This is a genomic window from Thermus sp. H19.2 (assembly GCF_054979525.1).
In genome coordinates this window covers 2,062,095-2,083,387 of record NZ_CM143429.1, presented here as the reverse complement: position 1 = coordinate 2,083,387, position 21,293 = coordinate 2,062,095, and the positions used below count along the sequence as shown (strand labels likewise).

Sequence of the window (21,293 nt, the reverse complement as noted above, 5' to 3'; positions counted from 1 at the left end):
GGGTGAGCCCAAGCTGGCCGCCATAGAATGGGACCATGCCCCGCGCGGTGGCCCTGCTCCTGGCCTTGGGTTTTGCCCTGGCCCAGTCCAGCCACACCGTGGCCCCTGGGGACACCCTTTATTCCATCGCCCGGCGCTACGGCACCACGGTGGAGGAGCTCATGCGCCTAAACGGCTTGGAAAGCTTTCTCCTCCAGCCCGGGCAGGTGCTCAGGCTGCCCGAGAGGGCCCGGGTGCACGTGGTGGCCCCGGGGGACACGCTCTTTTCCCTGGCCCGGCGCTACGGCACCACGGTGGAGGAGCTCATGCGCCTAAACGGCCTCGCCTCGGCGGAACTCAAGGTGGGCCAGAGGCTCCTCCTCCCTGGGGCTCAGCCCGGGGGCGAAAGCGCCCCGCATGCCCCGCCGGGGCCTTCCCCCGAGGCTTCCCCGCCGTCCCCTCCTCCCGAGGACTACGACCCGGAAAGCCCCTTCCTAAAGGCCGTGCTCCGCTACCTGGGGGTGCCCTACAAGTACGGGGCGAACTCCCCCTTGGCCCTGGACTGCTCCGCCTTCGTGGCCCAGGTCTACGCCGAGCTGGGGGTGGCCCTTCCCCGGACCACCAAGGAGCAGTACCAGGCCTTCCCCCCGGTGGAGGCCCCGCGCCCCGGGGACCTGGTCTTCTTCAGCTTCGGGGGCAAGGAGGTGGACCACGTGGGGATCTACCTGGGCCGGGGGGTCTTCGCCCACGCCTCTAGCTACGGGAGCCGGGTGGTGATTGAGAGCCTCGAGGCTCCCTTCTACCAAAAGGCCTACCGGGGGGCGCGGCGGGTCATGGCCAGTCCGGAACCTCCCCCCGGGCCTTCCGCAGGGCGGTGAGAAGGGCTTCCCCCGGCCTCCCCTCGCCCCGGAAGGCCCGGGCCTCCTCCTCCAGCCAGACCTCCCCCTTGCGGAAAAGCACCCCTCGGGCCTCCGCCAAAGCCTCCTCCAAGAGGGCCCCCAGGGAGTAGAAGGGGGCCCCTTGGGGCAGATCCGGGTCAAACCCCTGCCGGGAAAGGACCTTCCCGTAAGGTTTTTCCCTGGCCTCCATCGTGCCCCCCTCGGCGAAGTAGCGCCTCAGGACCCGGTTCCAGTCCCCTACCCGGCTGTAGGGGGCCATGGCCCGGTAGGCCTCCTCGAGGTCCTCCGGGGCGTAGGGGCGGTAGCGGTCCTCGTGGACCACGAGCCTCCGGGGAAGCCTGGGCCTGGGGGGGCCTTCCTCGTCGGGCACCCCCACGGCGAGCCCCACCACGGGGAGGACCCCCGGGGGGAGCCCAAGGAGGTCCGTGAGGGCCTCCACCCCGTTCAAGACCCCGCCGATGAAGCAGACCCCGTAGCCCAGGGCCTCGGCGGTGAGGGCGAGGTACGAGGCGGCGATCCCCGCGTCCAGGATGGCGAAGTGAAGGGCGGTCCGGGGCCAGAAAGCCATCCTCTGCCCCCGGTGGGCGAGGAGGCGCTCCAGGCGGTGGACGTCCGCCAGGAAGACGAAGAACTCCGCCGCCTGCCTGATGTGCTCCTGGTCCCCGGAAAGCCGGGCCACCTCGTCCCGAAGCCTAGGGTCCCGCACCCGGACCACGGAGTAAAGCTGGGCGCTGGCGTCGGTGGGGGCCCGCTGGAGAGCGAAGAGGAGCCTTTCCAGGTCCTCCTCGGGGATGGGCACGGGCTTGAAGCGGCGCACGCTCCGCCTTCTTGCCAAGACGTCTAGGAGTTCCACGGGGGCCAGGATACTACTCCAAGGGGAGCTCCATCCGCACCACCTTCCAACCGAAAAGCCCCTGCCGTTCCAGGTAGAGGCGGCTATTGGGGTCCTGGGGGTTGTAGACGTAGGCGGTGCGGAAGTCCCGGTAGGCGAGCCTCCAGCCCTGCGCCGCCTCCTTGGGCGCCTCCCCGGGGCTCAGCCCCGTGCCCAAGGCGGCGAGCCCCTCGGGGGAGACCAGGGCGTCCACCAGGGGGTCCGCCATCCCGGCCGCGAAGAGGTAGGCGAGGCCGGCGAAGGGGTTTTGCTCCGCCTCCCGGACCACCTCTTGGAGGAGCCTGGTCTGGACCTGGGCCTTGAGCCCCTCCCGGACCCGGGGGAAGTCCACGAGCCTTTCCAGCCGCGCCCGGTCCCCCTCGAGGACCGCCCCCTGGAGGGCGCGGAGGAAGAGGTAGGGGGAGGCAAAGAGGTAAAGGGCGAAGGCCGAAAGCCCCAGGGCCAGGACCGCAAGGGCCACTTTGGCAGAGCGTCCCATAAACGCTTTATAGCAAAGAAGGTTCCCCTTCCGGGTTCAAAGGCCCAGGAAGCGCAGGTACGCCCCCCAGATGGCCTCCCCGTAGAAGAAGGCCACCACCCCCCCGAGGGCGAGGTAGGGGCCGAAGGGGAGCTTCCTCTGGCCCAGGAGAAGGCCGAAGAGGGCCCCGGCGAAGACCCCGAGGAAGAGGGCGAGGAAGGCGTAAAGCCCAAGCCAGGCTCCCAAAGCCCCCAAAAGCTTCACGTCCCCGTAGCCCATGGCCACGGGCTCCTCGTCCTCCTCTGGGGCGGGGCGGAAGGCCCAGTAGAGCCCCCCGGCAAGGGCCACCCCCCCGGCGGCGAGGAGGCTTCCCTTTAAGGCTTCCAGGAAGGAAAGGCCCAAGGCGGGGGCGAGGAGAAGGGCAAGGGGCCAAAGGGGCAGGGTGAGCCGGTCGGGGAGGACCACCGCCCGCCCCGCGCGGGCGGAGAGGGCCCAGGCGAGGAAGGCCAGGGCCATCCCCACCCCCGCCCCCAGGAGCGCCCCGAAGAGGGCCGCCATGTGGACCTGGTGGGGCCCCACGGGGACCTCGGGCCTACCCTCCCTGAAGCGCCTCAGGAAAAGGTTCCCGTACCCCGCCACCAGGGCAAGCCCCCCGGCGGCGAGGAGGGCCCCGTCCAGGCTCTCCCTAAAGGGGAGGGGGAAGGCGAGGAGCCAGGAGGAGAGAAGCCCCAAAAAGAGGAGGCCGTAGGTAAGGGGGTCGGGAAGCTCAAAGGTGTCCACGTCGATGAAGGAGAGGGCCACCAGAGAGGCCAGGAAGAGGAAGACCAGGAGGGCCTCTACCCCAGGGGGATAGAAGAGGCTCGTCAGGAGGAAAAGCCCCCCCGTGAGGGCCTCCACCAGGGGGTAGCGGGGGGAGATGGGGCTATGGCAGTAGCGGCACCGCCCCTTTAGGGCGAGGTAGGAGAGGACGGGGACCAGGTCCAAAGGCCCCAGGCGGTGGCCGCACTGGGGACAGCGGGAGGGGGGGTAGGCCACGGACTCCCCCCGGGGCAGGCGGTGGATGACCACATTCAGAAACGACCCCACCGCGAGGCCAAGGAGGAGGGCGAAAAGGGGCCACATGGGGGCATTTTACGGGGAAGCCGCCTCCCTTCCATCGGCCTTTCACAGGGGAGGTGTAAGATGGCCCCGTGACGCCGGAAACCGCTTACCAAAACCTCCTGGAGTTCCAGAGGGAAACCGCCTACCTGGCCTCCTTGGGGGCCCTGGCCGCCTGGGACCAGCGCACCATGATCCCCAAAAAGGGGCACGAGCACCGCGCCCGGCAGATGGCCGCCCTGGCCCGGCTCCTCCACCAGCGCATGACCGACCCCAGGATCGGGGAGTGGCTGGAGAAGGTGGAAGGCTCCCCCCTGGTGCAGGACCCCTTCTCCGACGCCGCGGTGAACGTCCGGGAGTGGCGCCAGGCCTACGAGCGCGCGCGGGCCATCCCGGAAAGGCTCGCCGTGGAGCTCGCCCAGGCGGAAAGCGAGGCGGAGAGCTTCTGGGAGGAGGCCAGGCCCAAGGACGACTGGCGGGGCTTCCTGCCCTACCTGAAGCGGGTCTACGCCCTCACCAAGGAGAAGGCGGAGATCCTCCAAGGCCTCCCCCCCGCCCCCGGGGACCCCCCCTACGGGGAGCTTTACGACGCCCTCCTGGACGGGTACGAGCCCGGGATGCGGGCCCGGGAGCTCCTTCCCCTCTTCGCCGAGCTCAAGGAGGGCCTCAAGGGCCTTCTTGACCGGATCCTGGGAAGCGGGAAGCGGCCCGACACCTCCCTCCTCCACCGTCCCTACCCCGTGGAGGCCCAAAGGCGCTTCGCCCTGGAGCTCCTTGGGGCCTGTGGGTACGACCTCGAGGCCGGCCGCCTGGACCCCACCGCCCACCCCTTTGAGATCGCCATCGGCCCCGGGGACGTGCGCATCACCACCCGCTACTACGAGGACTTCTTCAATGCGGGCATCTTCGGCACCCTCCACGAGATGGGGCACGCCCTCTACGAGCAGGGCCTGCCCAAGGAGCACTGGGGCACTCCCAGGGGTGAGGCGGTCTCCCTGGGCGTCCACGAGTCGCAAAGCCGCACCTGGGAGAACCTGGTGGGCCGCTCCCTGGGCTTCTGGGAGCGCTTCTTCCCCAGGGCCCGGGAGCTGTTTTCCAGCCTGCAGGACGTGGCCCTTAGGGACTTCCACTTCGCCATCAACGCCGTGGAGCCCTCCCTCATCCGGGTGGAGGCGGACGAGGTCACCTACAACCTCCACATCCTGGTGCGCCTGGAGCTGGAGCTGGCCCTCTTCCGCGGGGAGCTCTCCCTCGAGGACCTCCCCGGGGCCTGGGAGGAGAAGTACCGGGCCTACCTGGGCGTGGCCCCCAGGGATTACAAGGACGGGGTCATGCAGGACGTCCACTGGTCCGGAGGGCTTTTCGGTTACTTCCCCACCTACACCTTGGGGAACCTCTACGCCGCCCAGTTCTTCCGGAAGGCCGAGGCCGAGCTGGGCCCCCTGGAGCCCCTCTTCGCCCAAGGGGAGTTCCGGCCCTTCTTGGAGTGGGGCCGCAAGCGCATCCACGCCGAGGGGAGCCGCTTCCGCCCCAAGGCCCTGGTGGAGCGGACCACCGGGGAGGCCCCAAGCGCCAGGCCCTTCCTGGATTACCTGGAGCGGAAGTTTACCGCCCTCTACGGCCTCTAATGCCACCCCATGCTGGCTTGCGCCAGCATGGGGGCCCCGGTCAAAAAGGCCCGCAGGGCTTCCGTACTTGGGCTTAGGCGAAGGATTCACGCCAAAGGGGTATAATGCCACCCCACGCTTGGGCCAGCATGGGGCGGTATCAGCCCTTCCTGGTCCAGCGCCCGCTATCCCGGGAGCGGTACTTCTCCATGGCCTTGAGGAAGGCCTCCTCCAGGTCAATCCCCTCCCGGTTGGCCAGGGAGATGAGGACGAAGAGGAGGTCGGCGAGCTCCAGGGCCAGGTCCCCTTCCTCTTCCCCGGGCTTGGGCTTCTTGCCGTGGCGGTGGGCCAGGACCCGGGCCACCTCCCCAAGCTCTTCCGCGAGGCGGGCCAGCATGAGGAGGGGAGGGAAGTAGCCCTCCTGGAAGGAGGAGATCCAGGCGTCCACCTGGGCCTGGGCCTCCTTGAAGGTGAGGGCCACGGCTACACCCCCTCCACGAAGGCCGCCAGGAGGCGCACGGCCCGCTTCACGTCCCCTAGGTCCACCATCTCCACGGGGGAGTGCATGTAGCGCAAGGGGATGGAGACGATGCCCGTGGGAATCCCCTCCCGCGCCTTGGCCACCTCGTCGGCGTCGGTGCCGGACCAGCGCCCGTGGGCGTGGAGGACGTAGGGGAGGCCCTCCTTCTCCGCCGCCCGCCTCAGGGCCCGGAAGACCCCCTTGTCCACGAAGGGGCCGATGTCCAGGACCACCCCCCGGCCCAGCTCCGCTTCCCCCACCTGGGCCTTGTCCATGCCGGGGGTGGCGCCGTCGTGGTGCACGTCCACCACCACCGCCAGGTCCGGGTTCTCCCGGAAGGCGGCGGTCCTGGCCCCGTAGGCCCCGATCTCCTCCTGCACGGTGCCCACCGCCACCACCTCGGCGGGGGTCTTTCCCTTCAGGAGGCGGAGGGCCTCGAGGACCACGAAGGCCCCCAGGCGGTTGTCCAGGGCCTTGGAGACCAGCCTCTCCCCGAGAAGCCGCCGGGGGGGCTGGTCCAGGACCCCCACCGCCCCCACCTCCAGGTGCTCCAGGGCCTCCTCCCGGCTCCTCGCCCCGATGTCGGCGAAGAGGTCGGAAAGCTCCACCGCCTTCTTGCGCTCCCCTTCCTTCAGCACGTGGATGGCCTTCCGCCCTACCACCCCCAGCACGTGCCCCTGCTTTCCCAGAAAGCGCAGGCGCTGGCCCACGAGGACCTGGGGGTCCCACCCCCCCAGGGGCTTCAGGCGCAGGAAGCCCTTCTCCTCCACGTGGCTCACGATGACCCCGATCTCGTCCAGGTGCCCCAGGAGGAGGACCTTGGGCTTGCCCCCAGGGTGGATGCGGGCGTAGACGTTGCCGTGGCGGTCCCGTTCGGCCTCGGCGAAGGCGCGGGCCTCCTCCAAGAAGGCCTGGGTCGCCTCTTCCTCAAAGCCCGAGGGCCCCATGGCGAGGAGGAGCCTTTCCAGAAACTCCAGGTTGGGCGCGTAGTCCATGCCCCAAGCTTACAATGCCCCCATGAGGTCTTTGGCCCTCATCGCCCACGACGCCAAGAAGGAGGAGATGGTGGCCTTCTGCCAGAGGCACCGGGAGCTCCTTTCCCGCTTCCCCCTCCTCGCCACGGGCACCACGGGGGGGCGCATAGAGGAGGCCACGGGGCTTAAGGTGGAAAGGGTGCTTTCCGGGCCCTTGGGGGGGGATCTGCAGGTGGGAGCCCGGGTGGCGGAGGGCCGGGTGCTGGCGGTGGTCTTCCTCCAGGACCCCCTCACGGCCAAGCCTCACGAGCCCGACATCCAGGCCCTGATGCGGGTGTGCAACGTGCACGGGGTGCCCCTGGTGACCAACCTGGCCGCCGCCGAGGCCCTGGTTCCCTGGCTGAGCTCTTTGGGCTAAAGGGTTTTGCGGTAGGCCAGGGCCTCCGCCACGTGGGCTTCCTCCACCCTTTCCGCTCCCTGGAGGTCGGCCACGGTGCGGGCCACCCGGAGGAGGCGGTCGTAGGAGCGGGCGGAGAGGAGCATCTTCTTGGCGGCGGCCTGCAAGAGGGCCTCGGCCCCGGGGGTGAGCCGCGCCTCTTCCCTCAGGGCCCTTCCGGAAAGCTCCCCGTTGGGGCGGCCCTGGCGGGCGAGCATCCTCTCCCGGGCCCTTAGGACCCGCTCCCGCACCGCCTCGGTGCCTTCTCCCTCGGGGGTGCGGGCGAGTTCTAAAGGGGTGAGGCGGGGGACCTCCACCACCAGGTCAAAGCGGTCCAGGAGGGGCCCGGAGATCTTGCCCACGTAACGCCTTTGGGCCTGGGGGGTGCAGGTGCAGGCCCTTTCCGGGTCCCCGTGCCAGCCGCAGGGGCAGGGGTTCATGGCCGCCACCAGAAGGAAGCGGGCGGGGAAGGTGAGGCTGGCCCGGGCCCGGGCCACGGTCACCACCCCGTCCTCCAGGGGCTGGCGCAGGGCCTCGAGGGCCTCCCGGGAGAACTCCGGGAACTCGTCCAGGAAGAGGACCCCGCGGTGGGCCAAGGAGACCTCCCCGGGCTTGGGGATGGCCCCGCCCCCGATGAGCCCGGCGTAGCTCACCGTGTGGTGGGGGGCGCGGAAAGGGGGGGTCTTCAGGAGGCCCCGCACGGGCTGCCCCGCCGCCGAGTGGATGCGGGTCACCTCCAAGGCGGCCTCCCGGGGAAGGGGCGGGAGGAGGAAGGGAAGCCGCCGCGCCAGCATGGTCTTCCCCGAGCCCGGGCTCCCCACCATGAGGAGGTGGTGGTACCCGGCGGCGGCGATCTCCAGGGCGCGCTTGGCCTTGGCCTGGCCCTTGACGTCCCGGAGGTCCAGGACCTCCAGGGCCTCCACGGGATCCTCGGGCCGGGCCCTTCCCAAGACCTCCTCCCCCTTGAGGAAGGCCACCGCCTCCTGAAGGTCCTTCGCCCCGTAGACCTCCACCCCCTCCACCAGGGCCGCCTCCTTGGCGCTCTCCTCGGGCAGGAGGAGCTTCTTCCCCTCGGCCATGGCCCCCAGGGCCAGGTTCACCGCCCCCGGAATGGGCCGCAAGCTCCCGTCCAGGCCGAGCTCCCCGGCGAGGGCGAAGGGCGAGAGGGCCTCGAGGGGCACCACCCCCTGGGCGGCCAGGAGGCCCAGGGCGATGGGCAGGTCAAACTGGCTCCCCTCCTTCCGGAGCTCGGCCGGGGCCAGGTTCACCACCACCCGGGCCTGGGGGTAGGGGAAGCCCGCGTTCTTCAGGGCCGCCCGGACCCGCTCCCGGCTTTCCTCCACCGCCTTGTCGGGCAGGCCCACCAGGGCGTAGGTGGGAAGCCCGGGGCTTACGTCCACCTCCACGGTGACGGGAACCGCGTCCAGGCCGAAGAGGGCGTAGCTTCGCACCTGGGCCAGCATGGAAGGAGTTTACCACCGGCGGAGGAGGGGTAGGTACAGGGCGAGGGCGAGAAGGAGGAGGGCGAGAAGCCCGCTGAAGGCCGGGCCGTACCCCAAGGCCCCCACCGCCACCCCGATGCCCCACTGCAGGAGGAAGGTGCCCCCGATGCCGAAGAGGTTCACCAGGGTGGTGCCCCGGCCCACCAGGTGGGAGGGGACCAGCTCCCGGGCCTGGGTGAGGGTGAGGATGTTGAAGGCCCCGAAGAAGCCGAGGAGGGCGTAGGCGGGGGCCAGGAGCTTAAGGAGGAGCAAAGCGAGGCCCAGGGCGAAGAGGAGGGCCGAAGCGAGGAGGACCCGGGCCGTCCCAAAGCGGTCCGCCAGGTAGCCGGATACGAGGAAGCCCAGGACCGCCATCCCCGAGTAGAGGAAGAGGAAGTTCCCCACCTGGACGGCCTCGAGGCCCAGGTGGTAGGCGTAGGCCCCGGCCCAAAGGGTCTGTAAGGCGAGGAAGCTCCCGGCGAAGGCGAAGGCCAGGAAGGCCACCCGGAGAAGCCTCCCGTTGCGGAAGACTTCCCCGAGGCCGCCTTCCCGCTGTCCTCCCGGCCAGGCCACCCCCGGGGGGGTGTTCCGCACCCCCAGGTAGAGGGCGAGGGCCACCAGGGCCACCCCCCCTGCCCCCAGGAGGAACACCCCCCGCCAGCCCAAGGCCTCCTTGAGGAGGGCGAGGGGCGTGGCGGCCATGAGCCCTCCCGTGGCCCCGAGGCCCACGAGGAGGGTGGAGACCGTGGCGTAGTTCTTGGGAAACCACAGGCTGAAGGCTTTCAGGGAGCCCATGAGGGCCGCGGCCATCCCCACCCCGATCAGGGCCCGTCCCAGGGCCAGGACAGGGAAGCTCTGGGCCAGGCCGAAGACCAGGCTCCCCAGGGCGGCCACCAGGAGGAGGCTCGGCGTGACCAGGCGGGGCCCCAGGCGGTCCAAGAGACCTCCCAAGGGGAGTTGCACCGAGGCGAAGGCCAGGTAGAAGAGGCTCGTCATGAAACCCAGCTCCGCCGGCCCCAAACCCAGCTCCTGGGAGAGGTCCTTGGCGAGCACCGCGTTCGCCGAGCGGTAGAAGTAGGAGAGGAAATACCCTAAGGTGAAGAGAAGGAAAACCCGGACCGCCATATCACCTCCGGTTGAGCCACACGCCCAAAAGGATCATACCGCCTCCAAGAAGGGCTCCAGGCCTCAAGGGCTCCCCCGCCAGGGGCCAGGCGAAGAGGGCCCCGCTCAGGGGCTCCAGCATGGCCACTAAAGTGGCGGTGCGGGCGGGGAGGGTCCGCACCCCAAGGAGGAAGAGGCCAAAGGGGACCACCGTGCCCAGGGTGACCAGGTAGGCCACCGCCCCCCACTGGGCCGGGCCGAGGGCCAGCACTTCCTCTCCGTGAAGGCCGAGGACAGACAGGGAGAGGAAGGCTCCCACCCCCGTGGCGGCCCCGAGGGCCACGAAGGCAGGCGTGCGGAGGCCGTGGGCGAGGGCGGCGTAGGCCGCGAAGGAAACGGCGGAAAGGAGCCCGTAGGCCACGCCCAAGGCCCCTCCCTGAAGCCCCTCGGGCCCCACCACCAGGAGGTAGGCCCCAAGAAGGGCGAGCCCCACCCCAAAAAGGGCCCTCCCGGGAAGCCTCTCCCCCTTGAGAAGGGCGTAGAGGGTGAGGAGGGAGGGGGCGAGGTACTGGAGGAAAATCCCCGTGGCCACCGTGGTGGCGTGGATGGCCAGGTAGTAAAAGGCCTGGGCCCCGGAGAGGGCAAGGCCCACCCCAAGGAGCCGCCGCCCTTCGGCGGGGTGGGGGGGGCGGGCGAGGAGGAGGGGCAGGAGGAGGAGGAAGCTCAGGAGGAAGCGCAGGGGGATGAGGACCTCTGGGGGGATCTCCCGCATGAACCGCCCGGCCAGGGCCCCTCCCAGGCCCCAAAGCAGGGCGGCCAGGGCCACGGGGATCACCGCCTACCCCCCACCACCGCCAAGGCCACGCCCAGGAGGAGCACCAAGGCCCCGAGGAGGACCCGGCTTCCGGGAACCTCCCCGAAGAGGAGGAAGGCGAGGAGGCTCGCCCCCACCGGCTCAAAGAGGATGGCCAGGGTGACCAGGACCGGAGGGATGTGCCGGGTGGCCCAGTTGAAGCTGGTGTGGCCCAAAAGTTGGGGCAGGAGGGCCATCAGGAATAGGTACAGGTAGACCGACCAGGGGTACCCCCCGTACCCTCCGCCGAAGAGGTAGGGCAGGGGCAGGAGGAGGAGGGCCGCGGCGGTGTAGGCCACCCGCACGTACTCCAAGAGGGAAAACCCCCGCCTTTGCGCCTCCCGCCCCAAAAGGAGGTACAGCGAAGCGGCCCACGCTCCCAGCACCGCCAAGGCGTCCCCCAGGAGGGGGTTCGTACCCCCGCCTCCTCCCGCGTCTCCCAGGCCGATGAGAAGTCCTCCCAGGAAGGCCACCCCTACCCCCAGGAGGGTGAGGGAGGAGGGCCCTTCCCGGAAGAAAAGCCAGCCCAGAAGGGTGATCCAGATGGGGTTGGTGGTGACCAGGGCGGTGCTCGCCGCCACGGAGGTGTAGGACAAGGAGGTGATCCAAAAGGCGAAGTGGAGGGCGAGGAAGGCCCCCGCCCCCACCGCCCAGGGAAGCCCCGCCCGGTTTCCCAAGGGCCTGCGCCAGCCCGGGGCCAGGAGGAGGGCGGCCAGGCCCATCCGCCCAGCGCTCATCACCAGGCTGAAGGCCAGGCTCCTGTCCCCCGAGGCGGCCAGGGCCAGGCGCACCAGGATGCTACCGAAGCTGATGGCCAGGATGCCCAAGAGGAGCACGGCGGCAATCTTTAGGCCGGAGGGCCGCATGGCGGCATTCTGCCACAGGGCCGGGGAAGTGACCAGTGGGTCAGGCCTACCCCCCAGGGGCAAATGCCCGTGGACCCGTTGGTATACTGGCGCGGAAGGAGGTCCTATGGTGACCATCGCCGTTCCTAAGGAGAGGGCACCGGGGGAGCGCAGGGTGGCCCTGGTGCCCGAGGTGGTGGCCCGCCTGGTCAAGCAGGGGGCTAGGGTGCGGGTGGAAAGGGGGGCGGGGGAGGGCGCCTACCACCCCGACGAGGCCTACCGGGAGGCCGGGGCCGAGGTGGTGGAGCGAGGGGAGCTTCTAAAAGGCGCCCACCTCCTCTTCACCGTCCAGCCGCCCCCGGAGGACCTCATCCAGGCCCTGGAGCCCGGGGCCATCGTGGTGGGCTTCGTCCAGCCTCACAAGAACCTGGAGCTGGTGCGGGCCCTACAGGCGAAGAAGGCCACGGTGATCGCCATGGAGCTCATCCCCCGCATCACCCGGGCCCAGAGCATGGACGCCCTGTCCAGCCAGGCCACGGTGGCGGGGTACCTGGCGGCGGTCCACGCGGCCCGGCTTTCCCCCCGCTTCTTCCCCATGCTCACCACGGCGGCGGGCACCATCCGCCCCGCCAAGGTGATGGTTATGGGGGTGGGGGTGGCGGGGCTCATGGCCATCGCCACCGCCAAGCGGTTGGGGGCCCAGGTCTACGCCTACGATGTGCGGAGGGCGGCTTTGGAACAAGCCCTCTCCTTGGGGGCCAAGCCCATTGAGCTTCCCATCAGCGCCGAGGGGGAGGGGGGCTACGCCCGCGAGCTCACCGAGGAGGAGAAGCGCATCCAGCACGAGGCCCTCCGCGACCACGTGGCGGGGATGGACGTCCTCATCACCACGGCCCAGGTTCCGGGCCGCCGGGCTCCCATCCTCCTCACCGAGGACATGGTGGAGCGCTTGAAGCCCGGGACCGTGGTGGTGGACCTGGCCGCCGAAAGTGGGGGCAACTGCGTCCTCACCCGGCCGGGGGAGGTGGTGGAGGTCCGGGGGGTACGGGTCTATGGCCCCTTGAACCTGCCGAGCGAGCTCTCCATCCACGCCTCGGAGATGTACGCCAAGAACCTTTTGAACCTTTCCGGCCTCCTTGTGGAGAAAGGCGAGTTCGCCCCCAAGTGGGAGGACGAGATCGTCCAGGCCGCTCTCCTCATGAAAGAGGGCGAGGTCCTGCACGGGCCCACCAAGGCCCTTCTGGGAGGTGCGTGATGGAGTTTGGCTTCTGGTCTGCCCTTTACATCTTCGTGCTCACGGCTTTCTTGGGTTACGAGCTCATCACCCGGGTGCCCGTGATCCTCCACACCCCCTTGATGTCGGGCTCCAACTTCATCCACGGGGTGGTGGTGGTGGGGGCCATGGTGGTCCTGGGCCACGCGGAAACCGGACTGGAGAAGGCCATCGGCTTCCTGGGGGTGATCCTGGGAGCGGCCAACGCCGCGGGCGGTTACGCCGTCACGGTGCGCATGCTGGAGATGTTTGAAAGGAAGCCCGGCAAGGGAGGTGGTCAGTGATGGACCTCATCCAGGCGGCCTACTTCGTGGTGGCCATCCTCTTTATCGTGGGCCTGAAGCGCATGGCCCACCCCACCACCGCCAAAAGCGGCATCGTCTGGGCAGGGTGGGGCATGGTCCTGGCCGTGCTCGCCACCTTCTTCTGGCCGGGGATGGGGAACTTCGCCCTGATGCTCCTGGCCCTTCTCCTGGGCTCGGCGGTGGCCTGGTGGGCGGCGGTGAAGGTGGCCATGACGGACATGCCCCAGATGGTGGCCATCTACAACGGCATGGGGGGTGGGGCCGCCGCCACCATCGCTGCGGTGGAGCTCTTGAAGGGGGCCTTTGAAAACCCGGGGCTCATGGCCCTGGCCATCCTGGGGGGGCTTATCGGCAGCGTGGCCTTCACGGGAAGCCTCATCGCCTTCGCCAAGCTCCAGGGGATTATGCGAAGCCGCCCCATCCTCTTCCCGGGGCAGAAGGCGCTGAACGCCCTGGTCCTGGCCGTGACCTTCCTCTTGGGGCTTTCCCTCCTTTGGAACGACGCCACGGCGAGCATCGTCCTGTTCTTCCTCCTGGCCTTGGCCTTCGGCGTCCTCATGACCCTCCCCATCGGCGGCGGGGACATGCCCGTGGCCATCTCCTTCTACAACGCCTTCACGGGGATGGCCGTGGGCTTTGAGGGCTTCGCCGTGGGCAACCCGGCCCTCATGGTGGCGGGCACCCTGGTGGGGGCGGCGGGTACCCTCCTCACGGTGCTCATGGCGAAGGCCATGAACCGCTCGGTGTGGAGCGTGCTGGTGGGGGGCTTTGGGGTGGAGCAGGAGGCTTCCGAGGTCAAGGGGAGCCTCAAGCCCATCGACGTGGAGGACGCCGCCGTGATGCTGGCCTACGCGGGCAAGGTGGTCTTCGTCCCCGGCTACGGCATGGCCCTTTCCCAGGCGCAACACAAGGTGAAGGAGCTCGCGGACCTCCTCGAGGCCCGGGGGGTGGAGGTGAAGTTCGCCATCCACCCGGTGGCGGGGCGGATGCCCGGGCACATGAACGTCCTCCTGGCCGAGGCCGGGGTGGACTACGATAAGCTCAAGGACCTGGAGGAGATCAACCCCGAGTTCCCCACCGTGGACGTGGCCGTGGTGATCGGGGCCAACGACGTGGTGAACCCCGCGGCCCGCCGTCCGGGAAGCCCGCTTTACGGCATGCCCATCCTGGACGTGGACAAGGCCAAGAACGTCATCGTCATCAAGCGGGGACAGGGGAAGGGCTTCGCCGGGGTGGAGAACGAGCTCTTCTACGCCGACAACACCCGGATGCTCTACGGGGACGCCCAGAAGGTCCTCACCGAGCTCGCCCAGACCCTGAAGAAGCTCTGAGCCCCCCTCCTCTTTGGCGGCCCCACCGCAAGCAGGCCTTGCGGTGGGGTTTTCCCCTGGGGATTTCTTGACGCTTCCTTAGACCTTTTGGTATAGTGCTCTCTGCGGTCGGTCCGCGGTAGCTCAGCAGGTAGAGCGGCCGGCTGTTAACCGGTTGGTCGCAGGTTCGAGTCCTGCCCGCGGAGCCAGGTGGGGGCCCCAAGGGGCCCCCTGGGTCTTTTCTTTGGGGGAAGAAGGGGGTATAATCCTACTTCGTGCGGCCTGCCGGGCCCGGAAGGGAGGTGGAGATGCGCAAGTACGAGGTGAACGTCATCCTGAACCCCAACCTGGACCAGAGCCAGCTTGCCTTGGAGAAGGAGATCATCGCCAAGGCCCTCGAGGCCCACGGGGCCAAGGTGGGGAAGGTGGAAGAGTGGGGGATGCGCCGCCTGGCCTACCCCATCGCCAAGGACGCCCAAGGCTACTTCCTCTTCTACCAGGTGGAGATGCCCGAGGACCGGGTAAACGACCTGGCCCGGGAGCTTCGCATCCGCGACAACGTGCGCCGGGTTATGGTGGTCAAGGCCGCCGAGCCCTTCCTCTCCAAGGCGTAAACTGTTCTCATGGCCAGAGGCCTGAACCAAGTATTCCTCATCGGCACCCTCACCGCCCGCCCGGACATGCGCTATACCCAGGGGGGGCTGGCTGTCTTGGACCTCAGCCTGGCGGGCCAGGACCTTCTTCTAGACGAGGCCGGCCAGGAGAAGGAGGTCCCCTGGTACCACCGGGTGCGCCTCCTGGGCCGCCAGGCGGAAATGTGGGGGGATGTCTTGGAGAAGGGCCAGCCCCTCTTCGTGGAAGGGCGGCTGGAGTACCGCCAGTGGGAGAAGGACGGGGAGAAGCGGAGCGAGCTCCAGGTGCGGGGGGAGTTCATCGACCCCTTGGAGGCCCGCCATCGGGAGACCGTGGAGGACGCCCGGGGCCAGCCCAGGCTTCGCCGGGCCCTGAACCAGGTCCTCCTCATGGGCAACCTCACCCGCGACCCCGACCTCCGCTACACCCCTCAGGGGACGGCGGTGGTGCGCCTGGGCCTGGCGGTGAACGAGCGCCGCCCCCGCACGGGGGAGGAGAAAACCCACTTCATAGAGGTTCAGGCCTGGCGCGAGCTGGCCGAGTGGGCCGGGGAGCTTAGGAAGGGCGATGGGCTTTTGGTCATCGGCCGTCTGGTGAACGACTCCTGGACCAGCTCCAGTGGGGAGAGGCGCTTCCAGACCCGTGTGGAAGCCCTCAGGCTGGAGCGACCCACCCGTGGGCCTGCCCAAGCCGGCGGAAGCAGGCCCCAACCTGTCCAGACGGGTGGGGTGGACATAGACGAAGGACTGGAAGACTTCCCGCCGGAGGAGGATTTGCCGTTTTGAGCGCAAAGGACGCCAAACCCAAGAAGGAGGCGCAGAAGCGCCCCTCCAGGAGGGCCAAGGTCAAGGCCACCCTGGGGGAGTTTGACCTGAGGGACTACCGGAACGTGGAGGTGCTGAAGCGGTTCCTGTCGGAGACGGGGAAGATCCTTCCCCGCCGCCGCACGGGGCTTTCCGCCAAGGAGCAGCGCATCCTGGCCAAAACCATCAAGCGGGCCAGGATCCTGGGGCTTCTGCCCTTCACGGAAAAGCTGGTGCGCAAGTAGGGGGTGAACGGTGAAGGTCATCCTCTTGGAACCCCTGGAGAACCTGGGCGACGTGGGCCAGGTGGTGGACGTGAAGCCGGGCTACGCCAGGAACTACCTCCTGCCCCGGGGCCTCGCCGTCTTGGCCACGGAGAGCAACATGCGGGCCCTCGAGGCCAAGATCCGCGCCCAGGCCAAGCGCCTGGCGGAGCGGAAGGCCGAGGCGGAAAGGCTGAAGGAGATCCTGGAAAACCTCACCCTCACCATCCCGGTGCGGGCGGGGGAGAACAAGATCTACGGCTCCGTCACCGCCAAGGACATCGCCGAGGCCCTTTCCCGCCAGCACGGCATCACCCTTGACCCCAAGCGCCTGCAGCTTTCCAAGCCCATCAAGGAGCTTGGGGAGTACGTGGTGCCCTACAAACCCCACCCCGAGGTGCCCATCCAGCTCAAGGTGAGCGTGGTGGCCCAGTAAGCGGGGGACCGGCAGGCCGCTCCCCGCCCTCCTGGGGCGGGGGGTTTTCTTGGGCGAGGAGGTGGGGGCCGCCCCTTGCGGCGGGCCCAGGGGTATTTGGAGCCCCCGCCCCCCGGGACCGAGGGGGTCTACGGCCGCTATGTGGAGGTGGCCCGGAGGCTTGCCGAGGGGAACGCCAGGAGGGGGCTTCCCCCGGAGTGGGTGGCGGAGGCGGTCTACCGGGCCCTCGCCGAGGCCGGGCCCAAGGCCCGGTACCTGGTGGCCCCCCCGGCCCGGGCCCGGGAAACCCTTCTTCTCCGGTTTCTTCCCGCCTCCTTGCGGGACCGGGGCATCGCCCGTTTCCTCGGGGTCTAGGGAAAAGGCTTCCCGGGCTTACCCTGTCTTCGGGCGGGGTCTTGTATGCTTAGGCCGTGGAGTTCCTGGTGGAGGACCTCGGCTTGGTGCCCTACGGGGAAGCCTGGGCGTACCAGAAGCGGGTGCACCGGGAGGTGGCGGCGGGAAACCGTCCCCCCACCCTCCTCCTCCTGGAGCACCCTAGGGTCATCACCCTGGGCCGGAAGGCCACGGGGGAGAACCTGCTCTTCCCCGAGAGCTGGTACCGGGAGAACGGTTTTGAGCTCTACTGGGTGGAGCGGGGTGGGGACGTGACCTACCACGGCCCCGGGCAGCTGGTGGGCTACCCCATCTTCCCCGTGGGCCGGGAGGTGCGCCGCTTCCTAAGGCAGATCGAGGAGGCCATCGTCCGGGTGGCTGCGGGCTACGGGATCTCCGCCTACCCCACCCCGGGCTACGCCGGGGTCTGGGTGGGGGAGGACAAGCTCTGCGCCATCGGGGTGGCGGTGAAGGAGGGGGTGAGCTTCCACGGCTTCGCCCTGAACGTCAACACCGACCTCAACGACTTCACCGTCATCGTCCCCTGCGGCCTCAAGGGAAAGGGGGTCACCTCCTTGGAGAAGCTTTTGGGCCGGAAGGTCCCCATGGAGGAGGCCAAGGCCAGGGTGGTGGCGGCCTTCGCCGAGGTCTTCGGCCTGAGGCCCGTAGAAGGGAGCCCACATGAAGCCCAAGTTTGAGACGGTAGAGCTCCTCTCCCCCACGGGGGAGGTCGTTGAGCTCAAGGTGGTGAAGCGGGGCCTGGCCCAGGCCCGGCCCGAGCCCGTGGACCGGAACAAGCCCGCCTGGATCAAGGCCCCTTTGCCCACCGGGCCCAGATACCAGGCCCTGAAGGAGATGGTGCAGGAGCTTAGGCTCCACACCGTCTGCCAGGAGGCCCTTTGCCCCAACATCGGGGAGTGCTGGACCCACGGTACCCTCACGGTGATGATCCTGGGGGACATCTGCACCCGGGCCTGCAAGTTCTGCGCCGTCCACACGGGGAACCCCAAGGGCCTCGTGGACCCGGAGGAGCCAGAGAGGGTGGCCGAGGCCATCGCCCGCATGGGGGTGCGGTACGTGGTCCTCACCAGCGTGGACCGGGACGACCTAGAGGATGGCGGCGCCAGCCACTTCGCCGCCACCATCCGGGCCATCAAGGAGAAGGCCCCCGGGGTCTTGGTGGAGGCCCTGACCCCCGACTTCCAGGGGGACCTGAAGGCCGTGGAGACGGTCCTCGCCGCGAACCCCGAGGTCTACGCCCAGAACCTGGAGACGGTGCGCCGCCTCACCCCCAAGGTCCGCGATCCCCGGGCGGGGTACGAGCAGACCCTAAAGGTCCTCGCCCACGCCAAGAAGGTCCGGCCCGACATCCTCACCAAGTCTAGCCTCATGCTGGGCCTGGGGGAGGCGGAGGAGGAGATCCTCGAGGCCATGCGGGACCTCAGGGCCGCAGGGGTGGACATCCTCACCCTGGGCCAGTACCTGAGGCCCACCCCCGCCCACCTCCCCGTGGCCCGCTACGTCCCCCCGGAGGACTTCCAGAAGTACGCGGCCTGGGGGTACGAGCTGGGCTTTAGGGAGGTCTTCGCCGGGCCCTTGGTGCGAAGCTCCTACCGGGCGGACCGGGTCTTCCTGGAGGCGACCCAAAGATGAGCCGAGGGACGGCCCTTTTCCTCCTGGACCTCCTCGCCCTCCTCCTCTTCGCCGGGGCGGGGCTCCTTTCCCACGGGCTGCCCCTCTCCTTGGGGGGCCTCGCCCGGAACGTCCTCCCCGTCCTCTTCGTCTGGCTCCTCCTAAGCCCCTTCCTCGGCACCTACCGCCACCCCACCTGGCAAAACCTCCTCCTCACCTGGCTCTTGGCCTTCCCCGCAGGGCTATGGCTTCGGCAGATGGCCCTGGGCGGAAGCTTTGGGGTGGGGTTCTTCGTCTTTTTGGGCGTGGCCATGGGGTTCAGCCTCCTTTTCCTCCTTCTCCTAAGGGGCCTCGCCAAGGGGCTTCGCCTCTGGTAAAAAGAAGCCATGGAAAAGGTGGCCTTCCTCGGTCTTGGGGCCATGGGCTACCCCATGGCGGGGCACCTGGCGCGGCGCTTCCCCACCCTGGTCTGGAACCGCACCTTCGCCAAGGCCCTTAGGCACCAAGAGGAGTTCGGCTCCGAGGCCGTGCCCCTGGAGAGGGTGGCCGAGGCCCGGGTGATCTTCACCTGCCTGCCCACCACCCGGGAGGTCTACGAGGTGGCCGAGGCCCTCTACCCCTACCTCCGGGAGGGCACCTACTGGGTGGACGCCACCAGCGGGGAGCCCGAGGCGAGCCGCAGGCTTGCGGAGAGGCTACGGGAGAAGGGGGTCACCTACCTGGACGCCCCCGTCTCCGGGGGCACCTCGGGGGCGGAGGCGGGCACCCTCACGGTGATCCTGGGGGGCCCCGAGGAGGCGGTGGAGCGGGTGCGGCCCTACCTGGCCTACGCCAAGAAGGTGGTCCACGTGGGCCCCGTGGGGGCGGGGCACGCGGTGAAGGCCATCAACAACGCCCTCCTCGCCGTGAACCTTTGGGCGGCGGGGGAGGGGCTTGTGGTCTTGGTGAAGCAGGGGGTTTCCGCGGAGAAGGCCCTCGAGGTCATCAACGCCTCCTCGGGCCGCTCCAACGCCACGGAGAACCTCATCCCCCAAAGGGTCCTCACCCGGGCCTTCCCCAAGACCTTCGCCTTGGGGCTATTGGTGAAGGACCTGGGGATCGCCATGGGGGTTCTGGACGGGGAGAAAGCCCCAAGCCCCCTCCTCCGCCTCGCCCGGGAGGTTTATGAAATGGCCAAGCGGGAGCTGGGCCCGGATGCGGACCACGTGGAGGCCCTGAGGCTTTTAGAGCGCTGGGGCGGGGTGGAGATCCGCTGAGACCATCCCATGCCGGCGCAAGCCCGCACGGGGGACCTGGGGAAAAGCCTTACGGAGACTTCCTGTGGCAGGCGAGCGAACGAGACAGGGGAAAAGGGTATTCGTCACGAGCCGAGGCTTTTGAGGACATGCTCCAGGAGTTTGACCCGCAGTGGGACTACGAAAGGCTGATAAGGCTCAAAGTAAACGTAGGAATAGCCTACTATGGGCTCGGAGAGGAGAAAATCGGCCACAAAGGCAAAAGGGGCTTTAGCCCTCTTGAGGACTTTCACGTCCTCCTCGCTAGAGAGATGCTTCACTAGAAAATTTTCCGTCTGGGAAAGGATCTCCATGGGAATGCTGGCAGGGGACTGTGTGGAGTACAGCATTCCTATGCCGTACTTCCTCCCTTCCTTGGCCACGCGGTAGAAGATTCCGGCCTTGTCCTCCAGGAAGTTGTGGGCCTCTTCCAGGACCACCAGGAAGTTGGCCTGGCGTCTGCCGTAGAGCTCTACAGCTCTTTCAAAGAGAAGGTCCATGAGGCGCAAGGTGAAGAAGTCGGCGGCCTCGCCCAGGGAAGGAAGGTCAAGGATGACCACCTTACCCTTTCCCTCGGTTCCCTTTCCAAGGAGGTCCTCTCTGATGGCCTCGAGGAAGTTCGTCTCCTTTCCAGGTGCATGGAACGCGCGAAGAAAAGAGAAGACCTTGGCTCGGTTGTAGAGTTCCCTCGCCCCTCCCTTACCTTCCCCCTGCTGGCTGCCACTCTCCATGGACTCCTGAAGGTGAGCCCAAGGCCTTTCTTTGGATATATCGTAATCTGTGTTTTTGTATTTTATCTTGAATTCGTTGGGGGGAACGAGCCCTGCTTTCCGAAGAGCTCCGTAGACGTAGGCCATGCGGTCGGGAACTTTTCTCCAGTCCTCGATGTTGTAAAAGGCGTTCTCCAGGTACTGGGGAGGCTCTTCCCCCTGGAGGCGACGCCTTTGGTAGGCGAGGGCCACAGCCAGGTCGGGGAAGCGGTAGAAGTCCACTTTAAGGGGAAAGACCTCCACGTACTCCCTCCACTCCGTCCCTAGGTGTTCCTCCAACCTCCTTGCCCAGGCTTCCTCCCTGGCGGTGTAGAAGCGGATCCGGCCCCGAATCCCCAGTACCTTGAAGGCCTGGGCAAGGCCTGGGGAGGTGGTGGCCTCCGTCTGGAGGAGATACTCGGCGTTCTGGTCCAGGATCAACATCCCTACCTGGGGAAAGGCGTAGGCCAAAAGGGCGAGGATGACCTTGTTCTCGTTGCTCTTCCCGAAGCCCGTCTTGCCGAAGTTAGCCGTTCTTCTGCCCACGAAGAGGGCGGGGTCCACCTCCTTTACCACCTCCGGGTACTCCCCACCTTCTTCTAGGCCGTAGGCCAGGTGGCCGAAGGCGTACCTCCTCTTCCCCTCGGCCTTAACGCTCCCTGGAACTCCCACCTCGGCGGTGAGCAACCCTTGGAGTTCCTCCTCCGTCATGCGGTAGACCCGAGCCTCCACCACGGGGGGAAGCAGGCGGGTGGAGGGGGCGAAGAGCCCCCCCTCCACGACCCGCCCTAGGAGGGCGATCCGGTGGTGGTAGAAGTTGACTTCCTTTCGCGCCCAAGGGTCCTCCTTCTCAAGGTCCACCTGATTGATGTGGGCCAGAGCAAGGGTATAGGTGGGGTCGCCGCGGCCCACAGGTTCGTAGTAGCCGTCTAAGACCATGCCCACGTAGTCTTTCCCGCCGGAAGAGACGCGAACGAGCTCGCCCAGGAGAAGGCGTTTGCCTTGGTCCAGCTCTTGGGGGGTGAGCACTAAGGTGAGCTCCGCCCAAGGGCCGTTCCGCCTGGAAGACACCACCACGCCGATGGGGCTTTCGGCCAT

The 21,293-nt window shown here is 68.3% G+C and carries 24 protein-coding genes, 1 tRNA gene and 1 pseudogene; 16 read left to right on the top strand and 10 right to left on the bottom strand.

The features are described from left to right. Positions 1-35: 35 nt before the first annotated feature. Positions 36-857 (top strand): C40 family peptidase, encoded by an 822-nt coding sequence (locus ACY5J6_RS11275; protein WP_462845239.1) that lies wholly within the window; start codon positions 36-38, stop codon positions 855-857. Here ACY5J6_RS11275 and ACY5J6_RS11270 read toward each other — a convergent pair. From ACY5J6_RS11270 to ACY5J6_RS11260, 3 genes are read right to left on the bottom strand one after another with little or no spacing between them, the layout of a single operon-like run. Then, a complete protein-coding gene (locus ACY5J6_RS11270; RefSeq protein WP_462845238.1) occupies positions 811-1,731 on the bottom strand; it encodes a nitroreductase family protein in 921 nt (306 codons plus the stop codon). The two genes, ACY5J6_RS11275 and ACY5J6_RS11270, sit on opposite strands and share 47 nt — an antisense overlap. A gap of 13 nt (positions 1,732-1,744) precedes the next feature. Next, entirely contained in the window at positions 1,745-2,248 is a 504-nt protein-coding gene (locus ACY5J6_RS11265; RefSeq protein WP_462845237.1) for a DUF2939 domain-containing protein, read from the bottom strand. A 36-nt stretch (positions 2,249-2,284) separates the two neighbouring features. Further along, entirely contained in the window at positions 2,285-3,349 is a 1,065-nt protein-coding gene (locus tag ACY5J6_RS11260; RefSeq protein WP_462845236.1) for a prepilin peptidase, read from the bottom strand. Between the two features lie 68 nt (positions 3,350-3,417). On the opposite strand from ACY5J6_RS11260, the gene ACY5J6_RS11255 reads away from it, so the two are divergent. After that, positions 3,418-4,953, top strand: coding sequence for a carboxypeptidase M32 (locus ACY5J6_RS11255; protein WP_462845235.1), 1,536 nt, complete (start codon positions 3,418-3,420; stop codon positions 4,951-4,953). A 139-nt stretch (positions 4,954-5,092) separates the two neighbouring features. Here the strand turns inward: ACY5J6_RS11255 and ACY5J6_RS11250 are convergent, their stop codons facing one another. Both ACY5J6_RS11250 and ACY5J6_RS11245 read right to left on the bottom strand, forming a co-directional pair. Then, entirely contained in the window at positions 5,093-5,413 is a 321-nt protein-coding gene (locus tag ACY5J6_RS11250) for a nucleotide pyrophosphohydrolase (protein ID WP_462845234.1), read from the bottom strand. 2 nt (positions 5,414-5,415) lie between these two features. Further along, complete coding sequence (locus ACY5J6_RS11245) at positions 5,416-6,447, bottom strand: M20/M25/M40 family metallo-hydrolase (protein ID WP_462845233.1); 1,032 nt, start codon at positions 6,445-6,447, stop codon at positions 5,416-5,418. Between the two features lie 22 nt (positions 6,448-6,469). On the opposite strand from ACY5J6_RS11245, the gene mgsA reads away from it, so the two are divergent. After that, on the top strand, positions 6,470-6,844 hold the full coding sequence (gene mgsA / locus ACY5J6_RS11240; protein WP_054638051.1) for a methylglyoxal synthase: 375 nt from the start codon (positions 6,470-6,472) through the stop codon (positions 6,842-6,844). Here mgsA and ACY5J6_RS11235 read toward each other — a convergent pair. Genes ACY5J6_RS11235 through ACY5J6_RS11220 form a run of 4 tightly spaced genes read right to left on the bottom strand, consistent with a single transcriptional unit; the run spans position 6,841 to position 11,166 of the window. Then, positions 6,841-8,325, bottom strand: a complete 1,485-nt coding sequence (locus ACY5J6_RS11235; protein WP_462845232.1) for a YifB family Mg chelatase-like AAA ATPase — start codon at positions 8,323-8,325, stop codon at positions 6,841-6,843. The genes mgsA and ACY5J6_RS11235 overlap by 4 nt on opposite strands. A 9-nt stretch (positions 8,326-8,334) precedes the next feature. Continuing rightward, positions 8,335-9,468 carry an MFS transporter gene (locus ACY5J6_RS11230; RefSeq protein ID WP_462845231.1) on the bottom strand — a complete coding sequence of 378 codons (1,134 nt, stop codon included), beginning with the start codon at positions 9,466-9,468 and terminating at the stop codon, positions 8,335-8,337. Position 9,469: 1 nt separating this feature from the next. After that, on the bottom strand, positions 9,470-10,282 hold the full coding sequence (locus ACY5J6_RS11225) for a DMT family transporter (protein ID WP_462845230.1): 813 nt from the start codon (positions 10,280-10,282) through the stop codon (positions 9,470-9,472). Beyond that, positions 10,279-11,166: a DMT family transporter gene (locus tag ACY5J6_RS11220; protein ID WP_462845229.1), complete on the bottom strand. Its 888-nt coding sequence runs from the start codon at positions 11,164-11,166 to the stop codon at positions 10,279-10,281. Before ACY5J6_RS11220 ends, ACY5J6_RS11225 begins: the two co-directional genes overlap by 4 nt. A 106-nt stretch (positions 11,167-11,272) precedes the next feature. Between ACY5J6_RS11220 and ACY5J6_RS11215 the strand changes: the two genes are divergently transcribed. From ACY5J6_RS11215 to ACY5J6_RS11155, 13 genes and pseudogenes are all read left to right on the top strand, one after another. Further along, positions 11,273-12,400, top strand: coding sequence for an NAD(P) transhydrogenase subunit alpha (locus ACY5J6_RS11215; protein ID WP_462845228.1), 1,128 nt, complete (start codon positions 11,273-11,275; stop codon positions 12,398-12,400). After that, on the top strand, positions 12,400-12,702 hold the full coding sequence (locus tag ACY5J6_RS11210; protein WP_462845227.1) for a proton-translocating transhydrogenase family protein: 303 nt from the start codon (positions 12,400-12,402) through the stop codon (positions 12,700-12,702). The genes ACY5J6_RS11215 and ACY5J6_RS11210 overlap by 1 nt, the downstream gene beginning before the upstream one ends. After that, positions 12,702-14,054: an NAD(P)(+) transhydrogenase (Re/Si-specific) subunit beta gene (locus ACY5J6_RS11205; protein ID WP_462845226.1), complete on the top strand. Its 1,353-nt coding sequence runs from the start codon at positions 12,702-12,704 to the stop codon at positions 14,052-14,054. Before ACY5J6_RS11210 ends, ACY5J6_RS11205 begins: the two co-directional genes overlap by 1 nt. A 112-nt stretch (positions 14,055-14,166) precedes the next feature. Continuing rightward, positions 14,167-14,242 (top strand) — tRNA-Asn (locus ACY5J6_RS11200). A gap of 99 nt (positions 14,243-14,341) precedes the next feature. After that, the gene (rpsF, locus tag ACY5J6_RS11195; RefSeq protein WP_054638196.1) at positions 14,342-14,647 is read left to right on the top strand and encodes a 30S ribosomal protein S6; all 306 of its coding nucleotides are present in this window, start codon (positions 14,342-14,344) and stop codon (positions 14,645-14,647) included. 9 nt (positions 14,648-14,656) lie between these two features. Beyond that, positions 14,657-15,451: a single-stranded DNA-binding protein gene (locus tag ACY5J6_RS11190; RefSeq protein ID WP_054638192.1), complete on the top strand. Its 795-nt coding sequence runs from the start codon at positions 14,657-14,659 to the stop codon at positions 15,449-15,451. Then, positions 15,448-15,714 (top strand): 30S ribosomal protein S18, encoded by a 267-nt coding sequence (gene rpsR / locus ACY5J6_RS11185; protein ID WP_054638193.1) that lies wholly within the window; start codon positions 15,448-15,450, stop codon positions 15,712-15,714. Before ACY5J6_RS11190 ends, rpsR begins: the two co-directional genes overlap by 4 nt. A 10-nt stretch (positions 15,715-15,724) precedes the next feature. Further along, complete coding sequence (gene rplI / locus ACY5J6_RS11180; protein WP_462845225.1) at positions 15,725-16,168, top strand: 50S ribosomal protein L9; 444 nt, start codon at positions 15,725-15,727, stop codon at positions 16,166-16,168. 69 nt (positions 16,169-16,237) lie between these two features. After that, positions 16,238-16,522 (top strand): annotated as a pseudogene (locus tag ACY5J6_RS11175) (corticosteroid 11-beta-dehydrogenase); the annotation flags it as partial. A gap of 56 nt (positions 16,523-16,578) precedes the next feature. Continuing rightward, complete coding sequence (gene lipB / locus ACY5J6_RS11170; RefSeq protein WP_462845224.1) at positions 16,579-17,238, top strand: lipoyl(octanoyl) transferase LipB; 660 nt, start codon at positions 16,579-16,581, stop codon at positions 17,236-17,238. Further along, on the top strand, positions 17,222-18,193 hold the full coding sequence (lipA, locus tag ACY5J6_RS11165; protein ID WP_462845223.1) for a lipoyl synthase: 972 nt from the start codon (positions 17,222-17,224) through the stop codon (positions 18,191-18,193). Before lipB ends, lipA begins: the two co-directional genes overlap by 17 nt. Further along, on the top strand, positions 18,190-18,549 hold the full coding sequence (locus ACY5J6_RS11160) for a DUF3054 domain-containing protein (RefSeq protein WP_462845222.1): 360 nt from the start codon (positions 18,190-18,192) through the stop codon (positions 18,547-18,549). Before lipA ends, ACY5J6_RS11160 begins: the two co-directional genes overlap by 4 nt. Positions 18,550-18,558: 9 nt before the next feature. After that, entirely contained in the window at positions 18,559-19,428 is an 870-nt protein-coding gene (locus tag ACY5J6_RS11155; RefSeq protein ID WP_462845221.1) for an NAD(P)-dependent oxidoreductase, read from the top strand. Positions 19,429-19,532: 104 nt separating this feature from the next. Here the strand turns inward: ACY5J6_RS11155 and ACY5J6_RS11150 are convergent, their stop codons facing one another. Further along, the gene (locus ACY5J6_RS11150; RefSeq protein WP_462845220.1) at positions 19,533-21,293 is read right to left on the bottom strand and encodes an ATP-binding protein; all 1,761 of its coding nucleotides are present in this window, start codon (positions 21,291-21,293) and stop codon (positions 19,533-19,535) included.